Origin of the sequence: Bradyrhizobium sp. HKCCYLRH1030, assembly GCF_051168395.1 — a bacterium.
GTDB lineage: Bacteria > Pseudomonadota > Alphaproteobacteria > Rhizobiales > Xanthobacteraceae > Bradyrhizobium.
Map to the genome: position 1 here is coordinate 155,431 of NZ_JBNPUY010000010.1, position 24,428 is coordinate 179,858.

Annotated in this window: 23 protein-coding genes and 1 tRNA gene; 13 read left to right on the forward strand and 11 right to left on the reverse strand. The window is 65.2% G+C overall.

Going from position 1 to position 24,428, the window contains the following annotated elements:
* Positions 1-141 precede the first annotated feature (141 nt).
* Both greA and ACQR1E_RS26665 read left to right on the forward strand, forming a co-directional pair.
* Complete coding sequence (gene greA / locus ACQR1E_RS26660) at positions 142-618, forward strand: transcription elongation factor GreA (RefSeq protein WP_315717519.1); 477 nt, start codon at positions 142-144, stop codon at positions 616-618.
* 255 nt (positions 619-873) lie between these two features.
* Entirely contained in the window at positions 874-1,278 is a 405-nt protein-coding gene (locus ACQR1E_RS26665; protein WP_315717520.1) for a DoxX family protein, read from the forward strand.
* Between the two features lie 61 nt (positions 1,279-1,339).
* On the opposite strand, the gene ACQR1E_RS26670 is transcribed toward ACQR1E_RS26665, so the two are convergent.
* Positions 1,340-1,819 (reverse strand): Lrp/AsnC family transcriptional regulator, encoded by a 480-nt coding sequence (locus tag ACQR1E_RS26670; protein ID WP_015664493.1) that lies wholly within the window; start codon positions 1,817-1,819, stop codon positions 1,340-1,342.
* A 289-nt stretch (positions 1,820-2,108) separates the two neighbouring features.
* Between ACQR1E_RS26670 and trxB the strand changes: the two genes are divergently transcribed.
* The 4 genes from trxB (at position 2,109) to ACQR1E_RS26690 (ending at position 5,716) form a co-directional block, all read left to right on the forward strand.
* Entirely contained in the window at positions 2,109-3,074 is a 966-nt protein-coding gene (gene trxB, locus ACQR1E_RS26675; RefSeq protein WP_315717521.1) for a thioredoxin-disulfide reductase, read from the forward strand.
* 7 nt (positions 3,075-3,081) lie between these two features.
* A complete protein-coding gene (locus ACQR1E_RS26680) occupies positions 3,082-4,005 on the forward strand; it encodes a LysR family transcriptional regulator (protein ID WP_315717522.1) in 924 nt (307 codons plus the stop codon).
* 447 nt (positions 4,006-4,452) lie between these two features.
* A complete protein-coding gene (gene dapA, locus ACQR1E_RS26685) occupies positions 4,453-5,376 on the forward strand; it encodes a 4-hydroxy-tetrahydrodipicolinate synthase (RefSeq protein ID WP_434897783.1) in 924 nt (307 codons plus the stop codon).
* 169 nt (positions 5,377-5,545) lie between these two features.
* The gene (locus ACQR1E_RS26690; protein ID WP_315717524.1) at positions 5,546-5,716 is read left to right on the forward strand and encodes a hypothetical protein; all 171 of its coding nucleotides are present in this window, start codon (positions 5,546-5,548) and stop codon (positions 5,714-5,716) included.
* 111 nt (positions 5,717-5,827) lie between these two features.
* Here the strand turns inward: ACQR1E_RS26690 and ACQR1E_RS26695 are convergent, their stop codons facing one another.
* The 5 genes from ACQR1E_RS26695 to ACQR1E_RS26715 form a co-directional block, all read right to left on the reverse strand.
* The gene (locus ACQR1E_RS26695; protein ID WP_231327589.1) at positions 5,828-6,505 is read right to left on the reverse strand and encodes a ParA family protein; all 678 of its coding nucleotides are present in this window, start codon (positions 6,503-6,505) and stop codon (positions 5,828-5,830) included.
* A 261-nt stretch (positions 6,506-6,766) separates the two neighbouring features.
* Positions 6,767-7,120: a hypothetical protein gene (locus ACQR1E_RS26700; RefSeq protein WP_315717526.1), complete on the reverse strand. Its 354-nt coding sequence runs from the start codon at positions 7,118-7,120 to the stop codon at positions 6,767-6,769.
* Between the two features lie 297 nt (positions 7,121-7,417).
* Positions 7,418-7,494: transfer RNA gene (locus ACQR1E_RS26705), tRNA-His, on the reverse strand.
* A gap of 262 nt (positions 7,495-7,756) precedes the next feature.
* Positions 7,757-8,191, reverse strand: a complete 435-nt coding sequence (locus ACQR1E_RS26710) for a phasin (protein WP_434897784.1) — start codon at positions 8,189-8,191, stop codon at positions 7,757-7,759.
* 205 nt (positions 8,192-8,396) lie between these two features.
* On the reverse strand, positions 8,397-8,729 hold the full coding sequence (locus ACQR1E_RS26715; protein ID WP_434897785.1) for a phasin family protein: 333 nt from the start codon (positions 8,727-8,729) through the stop codon (positions 8,397-8,399).
* Between the two features lie 206 nt (positions 8,730-8,935).
* On the opposite strand from ACQR1E_RS26715, the gene ACQR1E_RS26720 reads away from it, so the two are divergent.
* A complete protein-coding gene (locus ACQR1E_RS26720; RefSeq protein WP_434897786.1) occupies positions 8,936-12,277 on the forward strand; it encodes a sensor histidine kinase in 3,342 nt (1,113 codons plus the stop codon).
* Here ACQR1E_RS26720 and ACQR1E_RS26725 read toward each other — a convergent pair.
* On the reverse strand, positions 12,262-13,473 hold the full coding sequence (locus ACQR1E_RS26725) for an NnrS family protein (RefSeq protein ID WP_315826716.1): 1,212 nt from the start codon (positions 13,471-13,473) through the stop codon (positions 12,262-12,264). The two genes, ACQR1E_RS26720 and ACQR1E_RS26725, sit on opposite strands and share 16 nt — an antisense overlap.
* 170 nt (positions 13,474-13,643) lie before the next feature.
* Here ACQR1E_RS26725 and ACQR1E_RS26730 point away from each other — a divergent pair, with 170 nt between their 5' ends.
* Complete coding sequence (locus tag ACQR1E_RS26730) at positions 13,644-14,363, forward strand: Crp/Fnr family transcriptional regulator (protein ID WP_315754997.1); 720 nt, start codon at positions 13,644-13,646, stop codon at positions 14,361-14,363.
* Here ACQR1E_RS26730 and ACQR1E_RS26735 read toward each other — a convergent pair whose 3' ends face one another.
* The gene (locus ACQR1E_RS26735; protein WP_409998699.1) at positions 14,364-14,567 is read right to left on the reverse strand and encodes a DUF1858 domain-containing protein; all 204 of its coding nucleotides are present in this window, start codon (positions 14,565-14,567) and stop codon (positions 14,364-14,366) included.
* Positions 14,568-14,639: 72 nt separating this feature from the next.
* Positions 14,640-15,992, reverse strand: a complete 1,353-nt coding sequence (gene hemN / locus ACQR1E_RS26740) for an oxygen-independent coproporphyrinogen III oxidase (protein WP_316171504.1) — start codon at positions 15,990-15,992, stop codon at positions 14,640-14,642.
* A gap of 211 nt (positions 15,993-16,203) precedes the next feature.
* Here hemN and ACQR1E_RS26745 point away from each other — a divergent pair, with 211 nt between their 5' ends.
* The 4 genes from ACQR1E_RS26745 (at position 16,204) to ACQR1E_RS26760 (ending at position 20,691) form a co-directional block, all read left to right on the forward strand.
* Positions 16,204-16,413: a hypothetical protein gene (locus ACQR1E_RS26745; protein WP_315754993.1), complete on the forward strand. Its 210-nt coding sequence runs from the start codon at positions 16,204-16,206 to the stop codon at positions 16,411-16,413.
* Between the two features lie 350 nt (positions 16,414-16,763).
* Positions 16,764-17,858, forward strand: a complete 1,095-nt coding sequence (gene nirK, locus ACQR1E_RS26750; RefSeq protein WP_315754991.1) for a copper-containing nitrite reductase — start codon at positions 16,764-16,766, stop codon at positions 17,856-17,858.
* A gap of 51 nt (positions 17,859-17,909) precedes the next feature.
* Positions 17,910-18,791 carry a formylglycine-generating enzyme family protein gene (locus tag ACQR1E_RS26755; protein ID WP_316171503.1) on the forward strand — a complete coding sequence of 294 codons (882 nt, stop codon included), beginning with the start codon at positions 17,910-17,912 and terminating at the stop codon, positions 18,789-18,791.
* Positions 18,792-18,969: 178 nt separating this feature from the next.
* On the forward strand, positions 18,970-20,691 hold the full coding sequence (locus ACQR1E_RS26760; RefSeq protein ID WP_434871666.1) for a hypothetical protein: 1,722 nt from the start codon (positions 18,970-18,972) through the stop codon (positions 20,689-20,691).
* Positions 20,692-20,699: 8 nt separating this feature from the next.
* Here the strand turns inward: ACQR1E_RS26760 and ACQR1E_RS26765 are convergent, their stop codons facing one another.
* A complete protein-coding gene (locus ACQR1E_RS26765; RefSeq protein ID WP_315717539.1) occupies positions 20,700-21,350 on the reverse strand; it encodes a 3-oxoacid CoA-transferase subunit B in 651 nt (216 codons plus the stop codon).
* Positions 21,350-22,078: a CoA transferase subunit A gene (locus ACQR1E_RS26770; RefSeq protein WP_315717540.1), complete on the reverse strand. Its 729-nt coding sequence runs from the start codon at positions 22,076-22,078 to the stop codon at positions 21,350-21,352. Before ACQR1E_RS26770 ends, ACQR1E_RS26765 begins: the two co-directional genes overlap by 1 nt.
* Positions 22,079-22,390: 312 nt before the next feature.
* On the opposite strand from ACQR1E_RS26770, the gene ACQR1E_RS26775 reads away from it, so the two are divergent.
* Complete coding sequence (locus tag ACQR1E_RS26775; RefSeq protein WP_434897815.1) at positions 22,391-24,340, forward strand: AsmA family protein; 1,950 nt, start codon at positions 22,391-22,393, stop codon at positions 24,338-24,340.
* The last annotated feature ends 88 nt before the right edge of the window (positions 24,341-24,428 follow it).

The following is a 24,428-nucleotide window of genomic DNA, read 5'->3' on the forward strand; positions in this document are numbered from 1 at the left end:
TCGCCGCCCCGTTCGATGTTGTACCGGCCTTTGACGGGACGGTCTTGCCGGGCCTTGAGGCTTTGCTTTGAGCCGCAAAGGCCTATTCTGAAGATGCTGATCGTGCGCGCCCCCGCCCGCACGACTGAAGGACGAGAAGAGATGGTGGAAAAGGTTCCCATGACTTCGATGGGCTACGCCGCGTTGGAGAACGAGCTCAAGCAGCGCCAATCGGTGGACCGTCCGCGCATCATCGAACATATCGCGGAAGCGCGTTCGCATGGCGACCTGTCCGAGAACGCGGAATATCACGCCGCCAAGGAAGAGCAGTCTCACAACGAGGGCCGCATCGCCGAGCTCGAGGACAAGCTCGCGCGCGCCGACATCATTGATGTGACCAAGCTCTCCGGCGACACGATCAAGTTCGGCGCGACGGTGACCCTGATCGACGAGGACACCGAGAAGAAGACGGTCTGGCAGATCGTCGGCGAGGTCGAGGCGGACGCCAAGAAGGGCAAGATCTCGATCACCTCGCCGCTGGCGCGCGCGCTGATCGGCAAGAAGATGGGCACTACCGTCGAGGTCATGGCGCCCGGCGGCGCCAAGTCCTACGAGATCGCCAAGGTCGAGTGGCGCTGAGGACCCGAGGCACCGGAGCGGTGCCTGTAACCGTTCGGACGAAACCAGGGCTGCGCGAAGGCGCGGCCCTTCGTCGTTTGGCCGGCCGCACTGCGGCACAATGGCGTTCGGCAGCACACGGTCAATTCATCGGGCTCCAGGCCACACGCCGGTGACGGGCTTTCGGGAATGAGCTAGTGCAGAACCGACGAGCCGTGCCGGGAGGATGGGTCCGGTCCGTCGCATCATGATGGCTTTGATTGGGGGATGATCGACATGGAGCAGATGTTCTCGAAATGGCAACCGGCTGTACTCAGCCTGTTTCGCTTCGTCACGGGTCTGTTGTTGTTTCAATACGGCGTGGCGAAGATCTTCAAGTTTCCAGTGCTTCCGTATTTCGCAAACATTCCGCCGCTCATCTATACGGCCGGCCTGATCGAGCTCGTGCTGGGCGGATTGCTGATGGTGGGTCTGCTCACGCGGCCCGTCGCGTTCATTCTGTCGGGTCAGATGGCCTTCGCCTATTTCCTCGGTCACATGTTCAAGACAGGTGAGCCGGTGTGGCTGCCGCTCCTGAACAACGGCACCGCGGCAATCGCATTCTGCTTCTCATGCCTTTATCTGGCGACGGCCGGCGGGGGTCCGATCAGCCTCGACGCGATGCTGCGTAAGAAGGCGTAGGCTTTCACTCACAGTCATTCCGGGGCGCCTCGAACGAGGCGACCCCGGAATGGCGGTGGGCCTAGCTGCGTCCCTTGACCTCGAGCGGCACCGCCGCCTCGTATTTCGAGTTGTGCAGCACCAGGGACGTTCGCACGTTGCGCACGTGAGGTGCCGCCGTCAGGTGGGTCACGAACTCCTGAAACGTCGCCATGTCCGGCGCCACGCATTTCAGGATGAAGTCCACCTCGCCGGACAGCATCCAGCATTCCCGCACCAGCGGCTCGGACCGCACGAACTCTTCGAACGCCTTCAGGTCGGCGTCCGCCTGGCTCGACAGGTGGACCGAGGCGAACACGGTCACGTCGAAGCCGAGCTTGCGCGGGTCGAGCAGGCCCCGGTAGCCGGTGATGTAGCCTTCCTCCTCCAGGGTCCGCACGCGGCGCAAGCAAGGCGGCGGCGAGATGCCGACCCGCTTGGCGAGCTCGACATTGGTGATCCTGCCGTCGGCCTGAATTTCGCTCAGGATTTTGAGATCGATCTCATCAAGATTCTTGGACACGGGGATTGTGGGCTCTGGCGGAACAGGAGGAGGCGCAGGGGGCGCCGGGCGACGATGGGCAACTCTCTTAGCGCAAGCCGGTCAATCCACGCAATTTTATTGCTTTAGATTTCCCCTGTTGACCGGCTCGTGAAGGGAAAATTCGCCGAGATGCGTTGCAATTCTTGCATAGCTTGCCAGATGGCTTAGACTTGGATTTGACATTTTCGATGGGGCTTCGGAGCGTTTCTTCAGCGCATTCCGCTCGCTGCGTCGGTAATCCTCCCTTTTCCAGCGAGTCTTCGGCCACATGCAAGCTCCGATCCATGCCAAAGTCGTCATCATCGGTTCCGGCCCTGCTGGCTATACGGCGGCGATCTACGCGGCACGAGCTATGCTAGAGCCGGTGCTGATTCAGGGCATCCAGCCAGGCGGCCAGCTCACCATCACCACCGACGTGGAGAACTATCCGGGATTTGCCGACGTCATCCAGGGTCCCTGGCTGATGGAGCAGATGGAAAAGCAGGCGACGCATGTCGGCGCCCAGATCAAGACGGACCTCGTGACCAAGCTGGAGCTGGGACAGCGTCCGTTCCGCCTGACCTGCGACTCCGGTGACGTCTACCTCGCCGAGACCGTCATTCTGGCCACCGGCGCCCAGGCGCGCTGGCTCGGGCTGCCGTCGGAGGAAACGTTCAAGGGCTTCGGGGTCTCGGCCTGCGCGACCTGTGACGGCTTCTTCTATCGCGGCAAGGAAGTCGTCGTCGTCGGCGGCGGCAACACCGCGGTCGAGGAAGCGCTGTTCCTGACCAATTTCGCGTCGACCGTCACCGTCGTGCACCGGCGCGACCATTTCCGCGCCGAGCGCATCCTGCAGGAGCGGCTGTTCAAGCATCCCAAGATCAAGGTCGTCTGGGACAGCGCCCTCGATGAGATCTGCGGCGCCAGCTCGCCATCCAAGGTCACGCATGTCCGGCTCAAGAACGTCAAGACCGGCGCGCTCACCGAGCTGCCCGCCGATGGCGTGTTCGTTGCAATCGGCCACGCGCCGGCAACCGAGCTGGTCGCGGGGCAACTGAAACTGAAGCCTTCCGGTTACGTCGAGGTGGCGCCGGGCTCGACCGCGACCTCCGTTCCCGGCGTGTTTGCAGCCGGCGACGTCGCCGATGAAACCTATCGGCAGGCGATCACCGCAGCCGGCATGGGCTGCATGGCCGCCCTCGAGGCCGAACGCTTCCTCGCCCACGCCGCGAGCGAACGCGCCGCGGCGGAATGAACTGACGATGCCACGATCACGGGATGGATTTACGGATATGGATTGGGACAAGCTGAAGGTGTTTCACGCAGCGGCGGAAGCAGGCAGCTTCACGCATGCCGGGGAGCAGCTCGGGCTGTCGCAATCGGCGGTGTCGCGCCAGGTCAGCGCGCTCGAGCAGGAGCTCGCAGTCTCGCTGTTCCACCGCCACGCCCGCGGGCTGATCCTGACGGAGCAAGGCGACCTTCTGTTCCGAACCGCGCATGACGTCTTCATGCAGCTGCAGGCGGCGCGCGCCAAGCTCACCGACAGCCGCGAGCGCCCGAGCGGCGACCTGAAGATCACGACCACGCCGGGCGTCGGCATCAACTGGTTGATCCCGCGACTCGGAGAATTCACCGCGCTCTATCCGGAGATCCGGATCTCGCTGATCGTCACCGACGAGGAGCTTGATCTGTCGATGCGCGAGGCGGACGTGGCGATCCGCACCCGCAAGCCGACTCAGCCCGATCTGATCCAGCGCAAGCTGTTCGCGATCAGCTTCCACGCCTATTGTTCACCGGAATATGTCAAGCGCTTCGGCACGCCGCGCACGCTCGACGAGCTCGATGATCATCGCATCATCATGCTGGCCGACGGCCAAGTCGCGCCGCATCTCCAGAACCGCAGCTGGCTGGTCGATGCCGGCCGCAACGGCTCCGGTCCGCGCGAGGCCTATTTCAGGGTCAACAACATTCTCGGCCTGGTCCGCGCCTGCCAGCAAGGACTCGGCATCGCCGCGCTGCCGGACTACCTCGTCGAGGAAAACAGCCGTCTCGTGCAATTGTTCGGAGAGTCGGATTCGATCCAGCTCGACACCTACTTCGTCTATCCCGAGGAATTGAAAACGGTCGCTCGCGTTCAAGTGTTCCGTGACTTCGTCGTGAGCAAAGCGCAGCGCTGGCCGGCGTAAGATTGTGCATGTCTGACATGCGGCTTGCATGGTTGCTGCGACGCCATGCGAGAGCCCATACTGAGGATGTGCTGAGCGTTGGCGTTGCGCATTGTCCCCCTCCTCCAGTGGCGCGAGCGTTCAGAAATCCCTCTTGGAAGGTGATTGTGTCGGCCGCTTTGGCCAATACCTCCAGCCGGGCTCATTTGGGCCCGGCTATTTTTTTGCCGAATGTTTCCGTGTCGTGCCCGATGCGGCGTTGACAGCATCGCCCGCACCGCGCATCTAGATCGCATGTCCACGTCTTCGTACGCCAAGTTGTCGTCGAAAAAGGCTCCCCTCCCGGGGACATGTGGACGCGCGCGCTAGAATCTCTCGAATTCACCGCCGCATCACCAGCCCCGCCGCGAGGACGGGGCTTTTTTGCGTGTCCCGTCTCCGGCTCCTGCCAACCCAAGGAGATGGACCATGACCGACGTTACGACCCGACTGCAGGGCCTCTGGCTGCCCCTGATCACGCCGTTCCGCGATGGCGCGCTCGACGAACCATCCTTACGCAGTCTGGTTCGGCACTACGCTGCCAAGCGGATCGATGGACTGGTGCTCGGTGCCACGTCAGGAGAAGGACTGGCGCTGTCATGGGACGAGCGCGCCCGTCTGATCAGCGTGGTCCGGGACGAGCTCGACACCACCGGCCGGTCGCTGCCGATCTGTCTTGGTGTCGGCGGCGGGGCGACGGCCGAGGTGATCGAAGCGCTCGACCGAACCGCGTCATGGCCGATCGAGTTCTATCTGATCTCGAGTCCGCCTTACGTGCGTCCGTCGCAGCGCGGCCTGCTGGCGCATTTCACCGCGTTGGCTGACCGCACCGCCCATCCGATCGTGCTCTACAACATTCCCTATCGGTCGGCGGTCGGCCTCGACAACGAGACGTTGCTGCAGCTCGCCGAGCATCCCGCCATCGCTGGGCTCAAGGATTGCTGCGCCAACCGCACGCAGACGCGCGACCTGATCACGCGCCGGCGCGCTGGCTTTCATATCCTGACGGGCGAAGACGCCCAGAGCTTCGATGCGCTGCAGGCCGGTGCCGACGGCGCCATCCTGCTCTCGGCACATCTGGAGACCGAGACGTTTGTCGCAATCCTGCAGCACGTGAAGGCCGGCCGTCACGACGCGGCAGCAGCGTGCTGGGCGCAGGTCGAGCATCTGACGCGGCTGCTGTTCACCGAGCCGAGCCCCGCACCGGCCAAGTACTGGCTGGCGCGCACCGGCGTCATTGCGAGCCCCGAAGTGCGGCTGCCGATGGTGGAGGTTGGCGACGACCTCGCCGCACGGCTGGATCAGCAGATCGAGCGGCGCCAGCCGACGACCACGCAGAACCGCGTTGCCTGAGCACGCCCCAACCTATTCGCCGGCTCTGCCTTGCCTTCCCGATCGGAACGGCCAGGCAGAGCCGCGCCGCCGCTGCGGAGCCGGAGCAGAATCTCCGTGGTTAATCCGAGCTAACAAACGCGATCAAAAGCGGCGCAGTCCGCAACCTCGTGTTTAAAGATGTTCCGCTATGGATGTTGAAAACATCAAAGAGCGCGAGGGCGTCGTGGCTTTGCAGGATCATCCATACCCTGAGCACCAGGGGTTCAGCGTCGAAGACATTCTCTGGGCGGTCGGGATCTGGTCCGTCATCCTGACCCTGACGCCGGCAATCGCCTTCTATTTCCTGATGGTTGCCTGACCTCGCCGCGCCCTCGCGCGCGGCGCGAGGTCGGCACTCACGCCAGATCGTGTGACCCGACGCAAAAAACGCGCGGAAGACCGCGCGTCGATGCCTCATCTGATGCCGCGATCAGGCCGCCTGCTTGTGCATGGCGCCGTTGGCCGACACAGTCCCGCGAATCGCCCGCACCGAACGCTCGATCGCAGCCCAGAGGCGTGCGATCTCGGCCGCAGCCCGGCCCTCCGCATAATATTCCCGCACGCCTTCACCCTGGCCCAGCGCCATCAGCAGATCGGCGCGGTTGGTGATCTGGCCGCCCCACACCGGGGCCTTGAACTTCGCCAGCGCCTCGCGGGCGATGGTGACGATCGGGCTCTCAGCATCGTCGCGGCGCGCCGGCGCGCCATTGAGAACGACCGCGTAGGGCTTGCGCGCGGCGCGGCAGGTCTGGATCGTCTCCTGTACCGCGTTGACGTCGAACACGCCGGGGCGGGCCGGGATGATCACCATGGTGGCGTTCTTGATCGCATCCTCGACGACGGCCGAGATGGTCGGCGGCGTATCGATCAGCACCCATTCGACGCCGTCGCGGCGGGCGGCGGACACGATCGCGCTCACCGAGTTCACGGCCGTCTTGATCGGCGGCTCGTTGGTGCCGCGCAGCTTGTGCCAAAGCGTCAGCGACCCCTGCGGGTCGGCATCGATGAGCAGACAAGACTTGCTCGACTTGATCTGCGCAGCGAGATGGGCGGCCAGGGTGCTCTTGCCTGAACCGCCCTTACGCGATGCGAAAACAATAACGTTCATACCTTGGCCTCCAGATTGACCCCGGCAGCGAAAATGAATCAGCGGACTGATTCGCGGAAGATAAATTTAGCGATCGATAAGACGTAACTCCTGATTGCCGAAACGCATTGGTTTTTGAGTCACACCAAAGCAGGCAAAACAGCAGATCAGGCCGCGATGTTCGACAACATCCGGTCATGCCCCATCGCATTTACATGTTGAGGCTGCGCGTCGAGGACCGCCATCATTCCCGGTGCCGCCAAATGCGGCCATCGGCATCGCTCAGGTCGCGTCCGGTCGCGTCGACTTCTTCGATTTGCCGGCGCGCGCAGTGACCGGCTTCCTGGTGACAGGACGAATGCTCATCGGCCGCTCCGCGCGGCCCGATGACGCTGTCTGGCGCTCTGGCGGCCCGAATTGGGCGCGGCATGGCGGCGACAGCTCGGCCTTGCGGCGGACCATGCAGGCGGTGACACGATCGACATCGGGAATGTCGGAACTACAAAGCCGGAACGCATCGCCTGTGCACGCCTGCTCCTGCTCGGCGGTATAGGCCCGTGCGGTTACGGGGACTAACAGCGCGGCTATAGCGATCAGTACGGCAGAGATGCATGGATCGAGATCAATCCCTCTCATCGCCCCCTCCCCCTCGTTGCCGCCAACTGTGATTGAAGGAGATCGGATTCGCAAGCAACGGCGCCACGCCGTGCTACCGATCCGGCGCAGCAAAACCGCAAGCGAGCGCACGATCCGGCGATATATCCGTCGAAATACGGAGACGGGGCTCGGGCTTCCGCGACCAAAGCTCTGCGCCCCACGCCCCGGCCCTGCGCGAGAGGTCGCGACGGGGCTACAAATCACGGCGCAGGATCAATGGGGCGCGGAGCACGGATGGAGGTGAGCTTGCGAACGGCACAGCGATGGGCGTGGCCATGGTACAGTTGGGTGGGCTCGAACCACCGACCTCCTGTTCCACAGACAGGCGCTCTAACCAACTGAGCTACAACTGCATCCGCATGGGACGGCCCACGAGGGGGCGTCCGAACGGGCCGGAAACTAGGTGCAACGGGCGAATTTGGCAAGGCCGAGAACGGATAAAGTCCCCTGCCGTGACGGCGTTTTTTGACGCCGCTTCGGCCCGAACGAGCCCCCGTGCAAACGGCGAGCCCCAGAAAGCAAACCCGGCCGCGAACGCGCCCGGGTCATGGTCTCCCGCCGTCCATGCCGGCACACGGCCCGTACCGCGCACCCGGCGAGACTTGAGGCTGGCCCTCAGGCCGCCGTCTTGAACAGCTTGGTGGCGCTTTCCTTGATCGGCTCAACCGTCTCGGCCGCAACCTTCTGGCCGAGCTCGCCTAGCTCCTTGGCCTGGGCCGTCAAGGTCTCGAACTGCTTGCGCGCGAAGCCCGTCCACAGCTCCATCGCCTCCGACGGCGACTTCACGCCGAACAGCTCCTGGGCGAAGTCGAGCGAAGCCGTGGTATTGGCCTTCGTGAATTCCATGACCTTGGACGAGTAGGCGCCGGCGCCCTTGCTGGCGTTGGCGAAGAAGGCCTCGATGGCCGAATTGTGGGTTTCCGCTGCGTCCTTGAACTTGGCGTAGTTCTCGCGGGCCTGGGACACGCCTTTTTCGGCGAACGCGCGCATCTGTTCGGGAACCTCGAACGGGATGATGGACGCGGAGAAAGGATCGGTGGCATTGGTCATGGCATGCATCCTTCGAAACATTGAGACTGGACCGTCCCGGCAATCGGGACGTCACTTCGGATCACGCAGAGGAACCGCCCCTGGGAGGTAACAACCTCGCGTAGAGCTATATCGTGGCGCTTTTGTGCAACGCAACGGAAATTCCACTATCAGGAACTGTTTGCCGCACCCGCTTCCAGATTTTTCGGGAGCGGAGAACGTTCCGTCAGGCCTTAGGCTTTGTGGCGTCGATCGCAACCTTGCCGATAGCCTGCCCCATTTCGCTTGCCTGCTCGGCGAGCGACCGCATCTGGCCCTGAACAAATTCGCCGTGCAGCCGCAGCACCTCGGGCAGGTCCTTGGCGTGCACCAGCGATTGGGCGTAGTCGAGCGACGACTGGACGTTCTTTTCAGCGTAGGACAAGACCTTGGCGCCGATGTCCTTGGCCCCGGCCCGCACCGTCGTGCTGCGGTGTTCGAGCGAGCCGGCCGTCGCCTCCGCTCCAGCCAGGAACTTCTCGAACGTCTGACGTGCCTGGTTGAAGCCTGCCTCCGCCATCGCCCGGGGTCGCCGCGATTCCGCGCACTGCGGCTCACGAGGAACACATTAAGGTTATCCAAGCTTTAGCAGGACAGGAGCGCCGCCCCGCCGTGGACCTCGGCCCTCAAAACGCGCGATAGTAACGAATTCTTAACGCGACCAGTTCCGACCGCCGATCAACGTCGGCCGATCAACATCACAAGAGCCGTTTGCCGTCGTCGCCCATGACCTACGCCGATCTCGAATTGCAGGCCCTCAGCGACCCCCGGCTGGCCGTCCACGCCGCCGGCAGTCTGCCGGCCTGGCTATGGTCGGCCGATGGCAGCCGTGTGCTGTGGGCCAATGCGGCCGGTGCGCGCGCCCTCGGCGCGGCGAGCGCAGCGGCGCTGATTGCTAAGACGCTCGGCCCTGCCGACGCGCATCGTCGCCAGGTCGCTCAATTGGGACGGCGGCTGCCCGAGACCGGCGCCTTGCGGCTCGAACGCCTCCGTGGCTTCGGCGCGCAGCTCGGCACGCTCGCGACCTGCGGCTGCGCCCGGATCGATCTGCCGGATGGCACGCGCGCGGTGCTGATCACCGGCACCGACGGGGGTGGACGTAGCTTCCCCCTGGCGGATCGCCTGAAGCGGCTCGTGGAGACGAGTGAGCATGCGCTGATCGCATTCACCCAGGACGGTCAGTTCGCCGGCATCAGTTCAGCCGGACGGCGCCTGTTTGGCATGCGCGACCTGAGCGAGCCGGATTTCGTCGGGATACGCAGGGCGGCGCTGGCCGATGGCATGGCCGAGGTGACGTTCGGCACGGAGCGCGCAGCGCTCTACCGCATCGGCAGCGGCAACCAGGTCGGGCTGGTGGCCGTCCCGATGCCGGCCCCTGCCGAGGAGATCGAGGCGCCGGGCACGGCGCCAATACCTGAGCCAACCGCAGATGCCGCCCCGGCATCACCAGCCCCCGTGGGCGTTGCCGCTGGGCCCGCGGTCGTGACTTCGCCTCCTCTTCCGATGGATGCAATGACTGAACGCCAAACCGACGACGAATCGCCCGCGCTGTCGAACGAAGCGCCGGCCGAGTTCCTGCTGATCGACGATCCGGCCGAGGCCGACCTGTTCAAGGCGTCGGCGCCGCAAACGGAAGATCACGCGCATCCTGTCGATTCCGGCGCGGCGGACCCTTCAGTCGGCCGCCGCCATCCGCTCCGATTTTCCTGGCAGATGGATGCCGAGGGACGGTTCTCGATCGGCTCCGATGAATTCACCCGCCTGATCGGGCGGCACAGCGCCGCCAAGCTCGGCCATCCCTGGCATGAGCTCGCTGCATCGCTAGGCCTCGATCCCGAAGGGCGAATCAGTGCCGCGATCGAAACGAAAGAGACCTGGAGCGGGATCGTCGTCAGCTGGCCCGCGGAGGGCGAGCGGCTTGCGGTCGAATTGTCGGGACTGCCTGTCCTGACGGAGGACAGAACCCATGCCGGCTATCGCGGCTTCGGCGTCTGTCGCGACCTCGACGCCCTGGACCGGCTGGCCGCACTGCGTCGCCCCGCATCGACCGATGCAGCCGCGACTGATGCTCCGGACGCCGACGAAACCGAACCTGCCCAATCCGACCATGTGCAGGCCGCAGATGTGCCGCCGCAGCAGGACAACGTCACTGCGTCATCGCGTGAGGCTTCCATTGCGCCGGACGTACACCACATCGACGGCATCGGGCTCGAAACGACCGGGAACGTGGTCCCGTTCCGCGCTCCGGGCGAGTCCAAGCATCCGGTGCTCACGCCGGTGGAGAACAGTGCGTTCCATGAACTCGCGCGTCAGCTGTCGGCTCGGCTCGAAGGCGAGATCCGCAACTCAGCCGCGGGCGTCGCGAGTGCGGCGCTCGAGCCGGGATCGCGCGTGAGCGATCCGTCGGTCCCGCCGCAGCAGCAGGCTCCGTCGGCGACGGAAACGGCGACCGATCATGGCGCGGAGCTGCAGACCGAATGGCTCAGCCCCGAGGAGCCGCCGGCCCAGGGCGACAGTCAGCGCGACCGCATCCTGCTCGACCTGCTGCCGACGGGCATGCTGATCTACCGGCTCGATCGGCTGCTCTATGGCAATCCGGCCTTCTTCAGGCAGATGGGCTACGCCGATCTTGCGGCTCTGGAGCAGGCAGGCGGGCTCGATGCGCTCTATGTCGAGCCGGGCGTGTCGTCCGCGTCGAACAAGTCGGAGGCCGGCACCCCCGTCACGATCTCGGCCGCCGACGGCTCCTCCAGCGAGGAGGTGAAGGCGGAAGCCCGCCTGTTCACGATCACCTGGGACGGCGATACCGCCCATGCCCTGATCTTCGCTCCGGCGCCCGGCACCGCAGCCGCGGTTCCGACGGCGGCCGACGCCGCACCGATGTCGGCGCCGGCCTCGGCTGCACCGGCCCCCCTGGTCGTGGCCCCGCCTCCGGCCGCCGGCCACGCCGAAGCCGAAGATCTTGCGGCGATCCTCGACGTCACAGCCGAGGGCATCCTGATGTTCGACGCCGGCGGCAACATCCACGCCTGCAACCGCAGCGCCGAGGCGCTGTTCGGCTACGATGGCGCGGCGCTGGTGCGCCGTAACCTGATCGAGCTGTTCGCGCCGGAAAGCGCCCGCCTCGTGCTCGATGACCTCGACAGCGTGCAGCAGGACGGCGCGTCGAGCGGGCTCGATCAGGGCCGCGAGGTGCTCGGGAAGGTCGCTCAGGGCGGCGTCATTCCGTTGTCGATGGCAATTGGCCGGACCCGGCCCGACGGTCCGAATTTCTTTGCCGTGTTCCGCGACCTGTCGCAACTCCATCGCGGCGATAGCGAGTTGCTGCAGGCTCGTCGCGTGGCCGATCGGGCCGCCAACGCCAAGGCCGACATGCTGGCCCGGATCAGCCACGAGGTGCGCGCGCCGCTGAACGCGATCATCGGCTTTGCCGAGGTGATGATCGGCGAACGTTTCGGCACGATCGGCAACACGCGCTACGCCGAATACATGAAGGACATCCGCGCCTCGGGCGAGCGCGTCGTCTCCCTGATCGACGATCTCTTGGAGCTGTCGCGCATCGAGACCGGCAAGCTCGAGCTCACCTTCACCAGCCAGAACCTCAACGAGCTGGTGGAGAGCTGTGTCGCAGTGATGCAGCCGCAGGCCAACCGCGCCCGCATCATCATCCGCACCTCGCTGTCGCAACTGCTGCCGCCGGTCATCGCCGACACAAGGGCGCTGCGCCAGATCGCGATGAACCTGATCTCGGCCTCGATCTCGCTGGCAAATCCCGGCGGCCAGGTCATCGTCTCGACCGCGCTGACCGATTTCGGCGAGGTCGCGCTGCGCGTGCGCGACACCGGTCATGGCCTGAACGATCAGGAGGTGGCCGCCGCGCTCGAACCGTTCCGTGCGCCCTCGGCTTCCGAGCAAGGCCCCGATGGCGCCGGTCTCAGCCTGTCGCTCACCAAGGCGCTGGTCGAAGCCAACCGGGCGCAGTTTCATATCAAGGCGGCGCCGAAATCCGGCACGTTGATCGAGGTGGTGTTTCCCCGCGCCGTGGCGCGCAATCAGAGCACCGGCTGAGCCGATCCCGCCCGCCGCACGGCCAGTGACCGACGCTTGAGACCGAGCAGAAGCGGACCGAACGCCAGGACGAAGCCGGCGAATGCGACGATCCAGGCCAACGCCGCGACGTGCAGCAGCACCTCGCCGTGCGCCGGCGCCACTGCGGCGCAGACCCGCGTCACCGCTGCGACGATGATCGCCAGATAGATCGCCTGGGTCGCGGGCGCGGCCGTCAGCGCCTGGCCGGTGTGGCCGAGCGTGGCCCGCGTCATCACGGCAAGCGTCGTGATGCCGGCGGCTCCGACCATCCAGGCATGCAGCCCGGCGCTTGGCAGAATCCATCCGAGGCTGGCGGCCGCCGTGAGCAGGAAGCCGAGCGGGACGAACATGTAACCGACATGCAGGATGACCAGCAGCCGTTCGCGCAAGGTGCGATCGCCGGCCCAGCGCGCGAGCCTCACCACATGCAACATGCCGGCCGCAGCCAGCGCGAGCGCGGTCGGCGCGCTCTCAGGAACCAGGATCCAGCCGAGCAGGCTCAGCGCGCTGAACAGCACGACCGCGATGTCGAAGCGGCCAAACGGCGCCGGCAGCCGGCCGGGATTGTGCTTGACCAGCCAGTTGCGCGTGAAGCTCGGCGTGATGCGGCCGCCGATGAGCGCGAGCAGCAGCACGATCACGGCAACGCCGACGCGGATCGCGTAATCGGCCGAGCCACGCAGATGGGCCTCGACGTGGAAGGCGATGTTGCCGACGCACAGCACCGTGACGATCGCGACCACCGGCAGATTGCGCCAATTGCGCCCGGCGACGATCTCGCGCGCCGCGGCCAGGACGACGAGCACGAGGAAGCTCGCATCGATCAGCAGCGCGGCCCACCAGGGACCCAGCGCAGACACCGTGACGGCCAGTCGTCCGGCTGTCCATACGAGCACCAGGGTGAGCAGCGGCAGGCCCCGGATCGGCAGCCGTCCGGTCCAGTTCGGGATCGCCGTGAACAGGAAGCCGGTGACGATGGCCGGCAGGTAGCCGTAGAGCATCTCGTGCACGTGCCAGTCTCGGGGGGCAAAGCCCGAGCTCAGCTTCAGCTCACCGTAAAAGGCCGGGAGCCAGATCAGGATCGCCAGCGCAGCCTGGAGCGCGCCGAGCAGGAAGAACGGCCTGAACCCGTTGGCGAGGACGGTCCAGCCCTGATAGTTGCGTGGAATGGCCATGTGCAAGCTCGCTCGATGAAGGACGGGAACCGCACCGATCGCGGCGCTGTGCTTAACATGTAGTTGCGCGTCGCCCACTATGGCTTGCGCCAGCACAAACTTCCGACGGATCGCAAAAACGTGCTATTGAGCGCCGCAAAATTGAGCCGAATCCGGCCCCGGAGAACATCATGGCTTCCATCGACCGTTCGCTGGTCGCGCATCTGCCGCTGTTTGCAGGGCTGTCCGCTGAGGATCTCACGGACGTGCTGCGGGAGGCCCGCTCCCTTCGCGTCCCCCGCAACGGTGCGGTGTTCGAGCAGGGCGCCGATGCGACCTCGTTCTTCCTGCTGCTCCACGGTCATGTCCGCGCCAGCAAGACGACGCCCACCGGCGACCAGATCGTGGTGCGCTATGTCGTGCCAGGGGACACGTTCGGCGTCGCCCCCGCCATCGGACTCCAACATTATCCGGCGACAGCGACCGCCGTCGACGACAGCATCGTGCTGGCCTGGCCGTCCGCCTCATGGCCGCGGCTGGTCGCGAAGTTCCCATCGCTGGCGGCGAACACGCTGCAGACGGTCGGCCAGCGGCTGCAGGAAACCCACGCGCGCGTGATCGAAATGTCGACGCAGCAGGTGGAGCAGCGCATCGCGCATGCGCTGCTTCGGCTCGCCAACCAGGCCGGCCGCAAGCTCGATCATGGCGTGCAGATCGATTTCCCGATCAGCCGGCAGGACATTGCGCAGATGACCGGGACGACGCTGCACACGGTGAGCCGCATCCTCTCCGGCTGGGAGCAGCTCGGCCTGGTCGAAAGCGGCCGTCAGAAGATCGTCCTGCGCGAGCCGCACAAGATCGTGCTGCTGGCGCAGCAGGGCGCCGGCGACGCGGCCGCATCCCGCACCTGATCACGAGCAGGCACACAGGGCGGCGAGGAACGCGTCGGGATCGACGCCATGCTCGTGGCAGGCATCCGCGACGTTGTGAAAACAGGCGATCGGGCAACCGACGCAACGCATCTGGAAAGCAAGAAAGACGCCGATCGTCTCCGGCCTTCGCCGCATGACATCGTCGACCAGTTCATCGAAGGAGATTGGCATGCGCGCCTCCATTCCAGCGCGAACGGTAGCGGGCATGCCCTTTGCGGTCTTTGTCGCGGCACAAGCACCGCGGCACCTCGACAGTCAGACCGCCCGGCTGTGCAGCTGCTTCGACGCGTCGAGATGCGCATCGAACGCCGCAGCGACGCTGCGCACCAGGAACCGGGAATGCTCGGTCACCGCGAGCGCACCGCCGTTGAGCTCCACCACACCGTCGGAGATCAGCGATTGCAGCCGCGGCGCCGATCTCAGCATGTCGTCGGTGTCCGTGCCATGGCGGGTGCAGATGACGTCGAGATCCACGCCGTAGTCGCACATGATGCGCTCGATGATGTCCGCCCGCAGGCGGTCGTCATCGGTCAGGCCATAGCCTTTCACGGTCGCGAGGCTGCCGGACGCGATCTTCTGCTCATAGGCCCGGACCTGCGGCGCGTTCTGGACATAGCCCTGCGGCAGCTGTCCGATCGCCGAGGCGCCGAAGCCGAGCAGCAGATCATTGGCATCGGTCGTGTAGCCCTGGAAATTACGATGCAGCCGGCCTTCGCGGAACGCGATGGTCATCGGGTCCGTGGGCAAGGCGAAATGATCGAGCCCGATCTGGACGTAGCCTGCGTCCTTCAGCGCGTCAGCGATCGCGCAGGCCTGATCGTAGCGTTCCAGACTGTCCGGCAACGCCGAGTCCTGAATCTTGCGCTGGTGCGTCTTGAACGATGGCACATGAGCGTAGCCGAACACGGAGAGCCGGTCGGGGCGCAGGTCGATGGCGCGCCGGACGGTGTCGAGACACGACTCGACGTTCTGATGCGGCAGTCCGTAGATCAGGTCGAAGTTGATGCCGGCAACGCCGGCCTGACGCAACCCGTTCGTGGCCGCCGCAGTCTGCTCGAAGCTCTGCACCCGGTTGATCGCCTGCTGCACCCGCGGATCGAAACTCTGCACGCCCAGACTGGCGCGATTGACCCCGCTCACCCCCAGCGCCGCGATCATCTCCGCCGTCAGCGTGCGCGGATCAATCTCGATGGCGATCTCCGCCGATGGCAACACGAAAAAGGAATGGCGCAGCGATCCGACGAGATCGACGAAGGACTCCGGCGCCATGATGGTCGGCGTGCCGCCGCCGAAATGGATGTGCCCGACCTGCAGCCGCCGGCCGATCTGGCGCGCCACCATGTCGACCTCGCAACGTAGTGCCGATTCGTAGACCGCAATCGGCTCGTCGCGTTTGGCGACCATGGTGTTGCAGCCGCAATACCAGCACATCGAGCGACAGAAGGGCACGTGCAGGTACAACGATGCCGTCGCGCTTGCTGGTATCGCACGCAGCCATTCTGCGTAGGTGGACGGGCCGACCGCGTTGGAGAAATGAGGCGCCGTGGGATAGCTGGTGTAGCGCGGGAGGCGCTCCTGTCCGTAGCATGCTGCAAGATCTGGTCTCATGTCCTGCCTGTCACCTGAGCGTGTCGACCTGGGGTTCGGAGGTTCTTGACACAAGGCAAGAGGGACGACCTTGAGCTTTCTCAAGGCGCGGCCGGCAGATACCCTGTTGGAGCAGTAGAACGCCGGTGATCACCGCGGACTTTGCGCTTCCTCAAAGTGGCCGGCTCATTTCCCGTCATCATCGAATCATCGACGATTCGAGGAAATCGCAATGGAAGCTGTGCAACTGCTGATCCGTTCATTTGCTCTCCTCGCCGGCATCCGCGGCCATATCCCCCAGTCCGACGGCTTCGAATCGTTCCGCGACGAGTCGGGGCCGACAGGCCTGCTCGGCAACATCGCCATGTTCATGACCACGGTGTTTTGCATCGCGGCGGCAGTGGCCTTCGTCGTGTTGCTGGCGGTGCGCTGGCTGAGCTGACGAGTTCGGGAGCCCATCGTCGATCGGTCCAGAGCTGCGCTCTGAAGCGCGCATCATAGCGCCCGCGATTCTCGTGCCGTATGGGCAGACGGACAGATCCTATCATCTTATCGCGTCGTCGCGCGGGACAGTCCGGCCCGCTTTGCTCCGCACCCTGTCCGGCCTCCCACGAAACTGCGCGCCGATGCAACTCATTCGCGCGCTGCGCGGGCGCAGCCGCGCCAAATTCGCTCAAGATCTGCCGCCTGATTCCGCAATTGCGAAGTTGCTTGTTGCAGCACAAACAAGCCGAGTTCCAACGGGAGCATGATGATTGCGGCACTACAACAGATCCAATGAAGGAGCGATCCATGTTGACCCGCCGCACCGCCATGTTCAGTGCAGCCATCGCCGCGATGATGCTTGCGGCTCCCGCGATGGCCGAGGACCTCAAGCTGCCGCGCCAGAAGGTCGATCTGGTGGCTCCGCCGTTCGTGCATGCGCACGAGCAGGCGACGAAGCAGGGGCCCAAGATCATGGAGTTCAAGCTCGTGGTCCAGGAAAAGAAGATGGTGATCGACGAGAAGGGCACCACCTTCCAGGCCATGACGTTCAACGGCTCGATGCCAGGCCCGCTGATGGTGGTCCATGAGGGCGACTATGTCGAGGTGACCCTGGTCAATCCCGCGACCAACAGCATGCCGCATAACATCGACTTCCACTCCGCGACCGGAGCGCTGGGCGGCGGCGCGCTGACCCTGGTCAATCCGGGCGAACAGGTCGTGCTACGCTGGAAGGCGACGCGGACCGGCGTGTTCGTCTATCACTGCGCCCCCGGCGGACCGATGATCCCCTGGCATGTCGTCTCCGGCATGAACGGCGCCGTGATGGTGCTGCCGCGCGACGGTCTCAATGACGGCCGCGGACACGCGCTGCGCTACGATCGCGTCTACTACATCGGCGAGCAGGACCTCTACGTCCCGCGCGACGAGAAGGGAAACTTCAAGTCCTACGACTCGCCCGGCGAAGCCTATAGCGACACCGAGGAGGTCATGCGCAAGCTCACGCCGACCCATGTGGTGTTCAACGGCAAGGCCGGCGCGCTCACCGGAAAGAATGCGCTCACGGCCAATGTCGGCGAGAACGTTCTGATCGTGCACTCGCAGGCGAACCGCGACAGTCGTCCGCATCTGATCGGCGGCCACGGCGACTATGTCTGGGAGACCGGCAAATTTTCCAACGCGCCGGAGACCGGGCTCGAGACCTGGTTCATCCGGGGCGGCTCGGCAGGCGCCGCGCTCTACAAATTCCTGCAGCCCGGCATCTACGCCTACGTCACCCACAACCTGATCGAGGCGGCCAATCTCGGCGCGACGGCCCATTTCAAGGTCGAAGGCAAGTGGAATGACGACCTGATGACGCAGGTCAAGGCCCCGGCGGACATTCCGACCGGCACGACGAACTGATCGGCCCTGGGGGCCGGCGTATCCGGCCCCCACTCTCCTGAGTGTGCTGCCATGCTGCTCGCTTTCAAGCTCAAGCTCACCATCGCCTGCGTCGTCGGATTGGCTGGCCCGACCGCAATGGCACCGATCCTTGCCGATCTGCCAAACCGCGTTGCGGACTTCGACGGCCCCGCCCTCACCGAGATCGCACCTGGTACGATCAGCTACCGCGACTCCGGTGACCATCTCCGCAGCGGGCGGCAGGCCGAAGCGCCCATCACGACGGTCCGCTTTGATCATCCGCTGACGATCATGACGAACCAGGTCAGTGCCGCGGACTACCACGCCTGCGTCGAAGCGCATGCGTGCCGCGCGCTCGATCGCAACGTTCCCATCGCCAGCGATCGCCCGGCCGTGCAGGTGAGTTGGCATGACGCGGTGGCCTACGCCGAATGGCTCTCACACCGGACCGGCCACAGCTATCGTCTGCCGACCGATACCGAGTGGGCCTATGCAGCGGGCAGCCGCTTCAAGGACGATGGCGTCTCGATCGACGACGCCGATCCCTCCCGACGCTGGATTGCCCGCTACGAGCGGGAAGCCGCGCTGCAAGAGGACTCCGAGACGCGCGGCTTCGGCAGCTTCGGCATCAACGAGCACGGCATTGCCGACCTCGCGGGTAATGTCTGGGAGTGGACCTCGACCTGCTTCACACGCAAGACGCAGGATAGTGCAGGTCGCGTCACCAAGACCGTCAGCAATTGCGGCGTGCGGCTGGCCGAAGGCGCGCATCGAGCCTACGTGACCGACTTCATCCGCGACGCGCGCGCCGGCGGCTGCGCCTCCGGCACGCCACCTGCCAATCTCGGCTTCCGGCTGGTCCGCGAACAGCCCTCATGGAGCCGCAGCATGACGCAGCGTCTCAGCCGGCTCCTCGGCGCCATTCGCGCCTGACGCGGCGTGCTCAGCGTTAAGCACGCTCGACAGCAACCCACGCCGGTGCCGGATCGGCGGTGCCCTGACACTGGCACAAATGACAGTCACGCAAAATCAACTTTCGATTGCGAGATGTAAGCTACAAACGTTAGACAATTTTCGTTGAGAGACGCGATAAGCGGACCAGGAGGCGAGTGTGAATTCTCGACATCCGCCGGTCTTCTTCACGTCCGACCTGCATGGTTACGGAATTGGCAACACCAGCTGGTTCGACGACGATTCGCCCCGCGCACTGGCTGGACGCTGCCTCATCGACGCGCTCGAATATCTGCGGACGTCGCCTAAATTCGCCGCCAGGGACTGGCACGTGGTGAATGCGGGCGCGGCGCGTCTCGTGCACCAATGTCTCACGGACGGCGCGCTGGCGCGCAAGGATATTCTCGATCGCGTGGCTCCCGCCATCGAACAGGCTTGCGCACGGATCGTCGCGAGCCGCCAATATCGCATTCCGTTCTATGGCGACGACTTCTGGGACTGGGCCAGTGTGGTCGACGGTTTGTGCGAGGTGCAGCAGGTTTCGGTGACCGCGGCCCAGGTCGCAAGACGCGAGCTCGACCAGTTTCGCAGGACCGTCCACATCCGCATGCCGAGCGGTCTCTCGGTCGGCGACCCCGAGCACGAATGGTTCGGACCGGCGATCGCAACACGCGCCTATCGTCTGCTGGATTCCCGCGCATCGGGAATAGATCCCGACCTGCGCAACGAGTTGCAGGCGCAATCGCTCGAACGCATCGAGCGCGGCAGGTATCGCGGACGGCAGGTGACGCCGTGGCAATTGAGCTGGCACTACGGTCAGGTCGTCGGCGAATTCCAGCGCGCCGCAAGCGAGCAGGCGGCCGAGCTGGCTGATTTTGCCTGGCTCGCCGTTCCGCTCGAACTTGGCAAGCGCGCCCAGGTTCTCGCGCGCATCCTGCAAGGAGCCTACGCCGTCAAGGACCGCAGGACCGTCCTGCAGGCCTTCGAAGAGCTCTATCGCTGCGAGACACCCGGCCGCCCGCTCGGCCAGGGCGTGATCGGCGCCGACATCGAGGCCTCCCTGGACGTGCTCGAAGCGCTGTGGCAGCAGCTCGATGGTCGGGAGAAGGCCAGCATCAACGCGATGCTCGACGCGCTGCGATTTCTCCATGCCAAAGCCAACACGATCGGTTTCGTGGTCGAAACGCCGGAGGATATCGAAGCCCTGGTCCAGGCCATGGGCGCGGGCACACTGATTGAACAGCGCAACGCGGCGCGCGCCATCATCAGGCATTCCTGCTTCCATGCGGTCGTGTGCCTCGGGCGATCGATGGCCGAGGTGGCGAGCGCGGCCGCAGTGGCGATCGAAGAGCATGGGGCGCAGTGGCTGATCATGCCGGGACGGGCCGAAGCACTGGGCCCGAATCTCCCGCACGCGGCCCGCGGCCCGCGATTCGTCGGCGCCGGCCCCGGTGATCTCGTCATCGCCACCTCGGTCGCGCCATTCCGGATTCAGATCAAGCTGCGCGACGCGCTCAGCATTGCCGAGCCGCCCTTGGTCGATGACAGCGGAATGATCATTCCGGCCGATCCCGAGCTTTGCCGCCTCGCGCACGAGGCCGCGGATGGCATGCTGGATGACATCGGCGTGTTCTTCGAAGGAATGACGGTGACGTGCGATGGCGACGGCACGAATGCCGAGATCTCGGCAGCGTTTCCAGGCGCGCTTGCGACGGATAACATGGCCTATGCGATGGGGCTGATCTGCCTCAGCCGCAGTGTGCCGTGTCTCATCATTCAGGGGCTGGCGGAGACCGCGCAGTCCACTGCTGCGAGCCCGCCGCGGCGAGCGGCATGCCGGCTCGCCGTCAAGGTCGCGGAGATGCTGTGCCGGCGCTGGTAGCCGCGCCCTCAGGCATTCTTCAGCGCGACCCGGAACTCGGCTTCGGTCTTGGCCTTGACCTCGTCGAGCGTCACGCCGTCGGCGAGCTCGATCAGGGCCATGCCGTCATTGCCGTGCTTGTCGATCGTGAACACCGCCAGATCGGTCACCACCATGTCCACCACGCGCTCGCCGGTCAGCGGCAAGGTGCACTGCTTGAGCAGCTTCGGGCCGTCCTTGGCGCTGTGCTCCATGACCACGACCACGCGCTTGACGCCGGCGACGAGATCCATCGCGCCGCCCATGCCCTTCACCATCTTGCCGGGGATCATCCAGTTGGCGAGATCGCCGTTCTGGGCGACCTGCATGGCGCCGAGGATCGACAGGTCGATGTGGCCGCCGCGGACCATGGCGAAGGATTCGGCTGACGAGAAATAGCTGGTGATCGGCAGCTCGGTAACGGTCTGCTTGCCGGCATTGATGAGGTCGGGATCCTCCTCGCCCTCATAGGGGAACGGACCCATGCCGAGCATGCCGTTCTCGCTCTGCAGCGCGACGTCGACGCCCGGCGGAATGAAGTTGGAGACCAGCGTCGGAATGCCGATGCCGAGATTGACGTAGTAGCCGTCCCGCAGCTCCTTGGCGGCGCGCGCCGCCATCTGCTCTCGCGTCCAGGCCATCAGACTTCCTCCCCGGCTGCGGCGGCGGCTTCACGTTTGCGCACGGTGCGCTGCTCGATGCGCTTGAGCGCAGTTCCGACCTGGATGATGCGCTTCACGAAGATGCCCGGCGTATGAATGTGGTCGGGATCGATCTGGCCGGCCGGCAGCAGATGCTCAACCTCCGCGACCGTCACCTTGGCCGCAGTGGCCATCATCGGATTGAAGTTGCGCGCGGTCTTGCGGTAGACGAGGTTGCCGGCGGTGTCGCCCTTCCAGGCGTGCACGATCGCCAGATCGGCAAACAGACCGCGCTCCATCAGATATTTCTCGCCGTCGAACTCCCGCACCTCCTTGCCCTCCGCGACCAGCGTGCCGACGCCGGTCTTGGTGAAGAAGGCCGGGATGCCGGCGCCGCCGGCGCGGATGCGCTCGGCCAGGGTGCCCTGCGGGCAGAATTCGAGCTCCAGCTCGCCGGCCAGATATTGCTGGGCAAACAGCTTGTTCTCGCCGACATAGGACGAGATCATCTTCTTGATCTGCCGCGTCTCCAGCAGCCGGCTGAGGCCGATGCCGTCCACCCCGGCATTGTTGGAGATGACGGTGAGGTCCTTCACCCCGGACTCGCGAATGGCGTCGGACAGCGTTTCTGCGATGCCACAAAGACCAAACCCACCCGACATGATGGTCATGCCGTCCTTGAGGAGGCCGGCAAGGGCGGATTTGGCGTCCGGATAGACCTTGTTCATACGGGAATGACCTGATGGAGAGCGGCGACCGCGCGCGGATATCGACCGGATTATTAGGCGAAATCTTCGCAATGCGTCAATGATGCCTTCCCAACGCGCACATCCTGCTTTAGCTGTCGCACCAGCCTGCGCCTCCGTGGCGATCCGGAGTCCGGAATATCAGGGCTCCGCCGCAATCCGGCCACACCGGCGGCGTGGCCTTGAAAGCGTCAAGAAAGCGCATCAAGTTGTTGATGTTGGCAGGGGTTTTCGGCGCACCCTGCCCATCCCGCGTAACCAGCGATCCGACGATCCCAGGACATGTCCGTGACCATGGCCCAAGGAATGAGGCGCCTCGGCACACCGATCGCGGTGCTGCTGGGCATCGCGTTCGTGGCCCTGCTGGCGAGCTCCTGGCTGGTCAATCGCGAGGCACTGCGGCAGGCGGTGGAGAGCCAGATCCGCGCCGTGACCGGGCTCGAGCTCGTCGTCAAGGGACATATCGACGTCTCCTTGTTTCCGGGCAGCTATGTCTCGTTCCACGATGTCGGCCTGAAGGGCAGCGGCACCGCGGATCCGGCCCTGCGCGTCGACGTGCTGACCGCCAATCTGCAGTTGTTGCCGCTGCTGCTGCAGCGGTTCGAAATCGCCGATGTCATGATGCTGCGGCCGCAGATCAACGTCACCCGCGAGGCCGACGGCAACAGCAACTGGACTCCCTTCATCGAGACCATCGCGCGCACGATGCGTCCGGGGCCCGACAGCCAGATGTCGTTCTCCGAGATCCGCATTCAGGACGGCATCCTGGTCTACGAGGACACCGCCCACCACGCGTCCGAGCGGCTCGACGATATCGACCTGTCGCTCGCCTGGCCGTCGATCTCGCGCTCGTTCGCGGCGACCGGGCAGTTCGATTGGCGCGGCCAGCGCATCGAGGGCTCCATCAGCGTCAGCGACTTCCTGGCTGCGCTGTCGGGGGACCGGTCCGGCTTGAAGATGCGGCTCGCCAGCGCGCCGCTGAAAGTCGCCTTCGACGGCACGGTCGCGAACCGCACCAGCGCGCTGATGGAAGGCATGCTGACGGTGGATAGCCCTTCGCTCCGCGATGCGCTGCGCTGGACGGGGCAGACGCCGCTCGGCGGCGGCGGCTTCGGGCGCTTCGCCTTGCGTGCCCGCGCCAACGTGGTCGGCGCCTCGATCGCCCTCACCAATGTCAACGTCGAACTCGACGGCAATACCGCCGAAGGCGTGATGACCTACGCCAATAACGGCCGGCAGACGCTGCAGGCGACGCTGGCGGCCGACGCGCTCGACTTCACCCCCTACATCTCGACGGTCCGGCTGCTGGCCAATGGGGCCCGCGACTGGAATCGGCAACTCTTCGACCTCAAGGCCTTGTCCACCACTGACCTCGACATGCGGCTATCGGCCGCAAAGGTCACGGTCGGCTCCTCGAAAATCGGACGCACGGCCTTCGGCGCCAACCTGCGCAACGGCGTGCTCGCCCTCTCGGTCGGCGAGGCTCAGATGTATGGCGGCATCGTGCGCGGCTCGTTCGGAATCGCCCGTGCCGACACCGTGGCCGACGTGAAGGCTGAGCTGCAATTCAACGATGTCGATCTGCAGGCCTGCGCGAACGAGATGTTCGGCGTGTCGTCGCTGTCGGGACGCGGCAATCTCAACGTCTCGCTGACGGCTTCGGGCTCGAGCCCGTTCGGGCTCGCCCAGTCGCTCGACGGCAGCGCCAACCTGCAGGGCCGCGATGGCGCGATCTCCGGCTTCAACGTCGAGCAGCTCCTGAAGCGCCTCGAGCGCAGCCCGCTGTCGCGCGGCGGCAATTTCCGCTCCGGTTCGACGCCTTACGATTCGCTGACGATCGCGGTCAAGTTCTCCGAGGGTATCGCGACCGCAGAGGACATCCGCGTCGAGAGCCCGACCGCGCGCATCACGATGACCGGTACGGCCTCGGTGCCGACACGGGAATACGATTTCAAGGGCGTCGCGAGCCTGCTGTCGTCCGGCAACGGCAGCAACGGCTTCGAACTGCCTTTCGTTGTCCAGGGCCCCTGGGAAGATCCACTGATCTTTCCCGATCCGGAAAGCCTGATCCGCCGCGCTCCGGCCGCCGCCCCTCTGCTCGATGCGGTCAAGGACCGCAAGACGAGGGATGCGGTGCGCTCGGTGTTGGAACGATTCACCGGCGGCGGATTGCGCCCGGCGCAGCCAGACACTGCGCCGCAGGCTGACGCTCCGACGGGCGACCCTCCCACCAAGCAGAACTGACCGACGCGGCTTGCTTCGCGTGCCGATACGCGGCCGCCGTCACGACCTATGTCTGATATATTACTTCTGGATCACGTCGGGTCCCTGG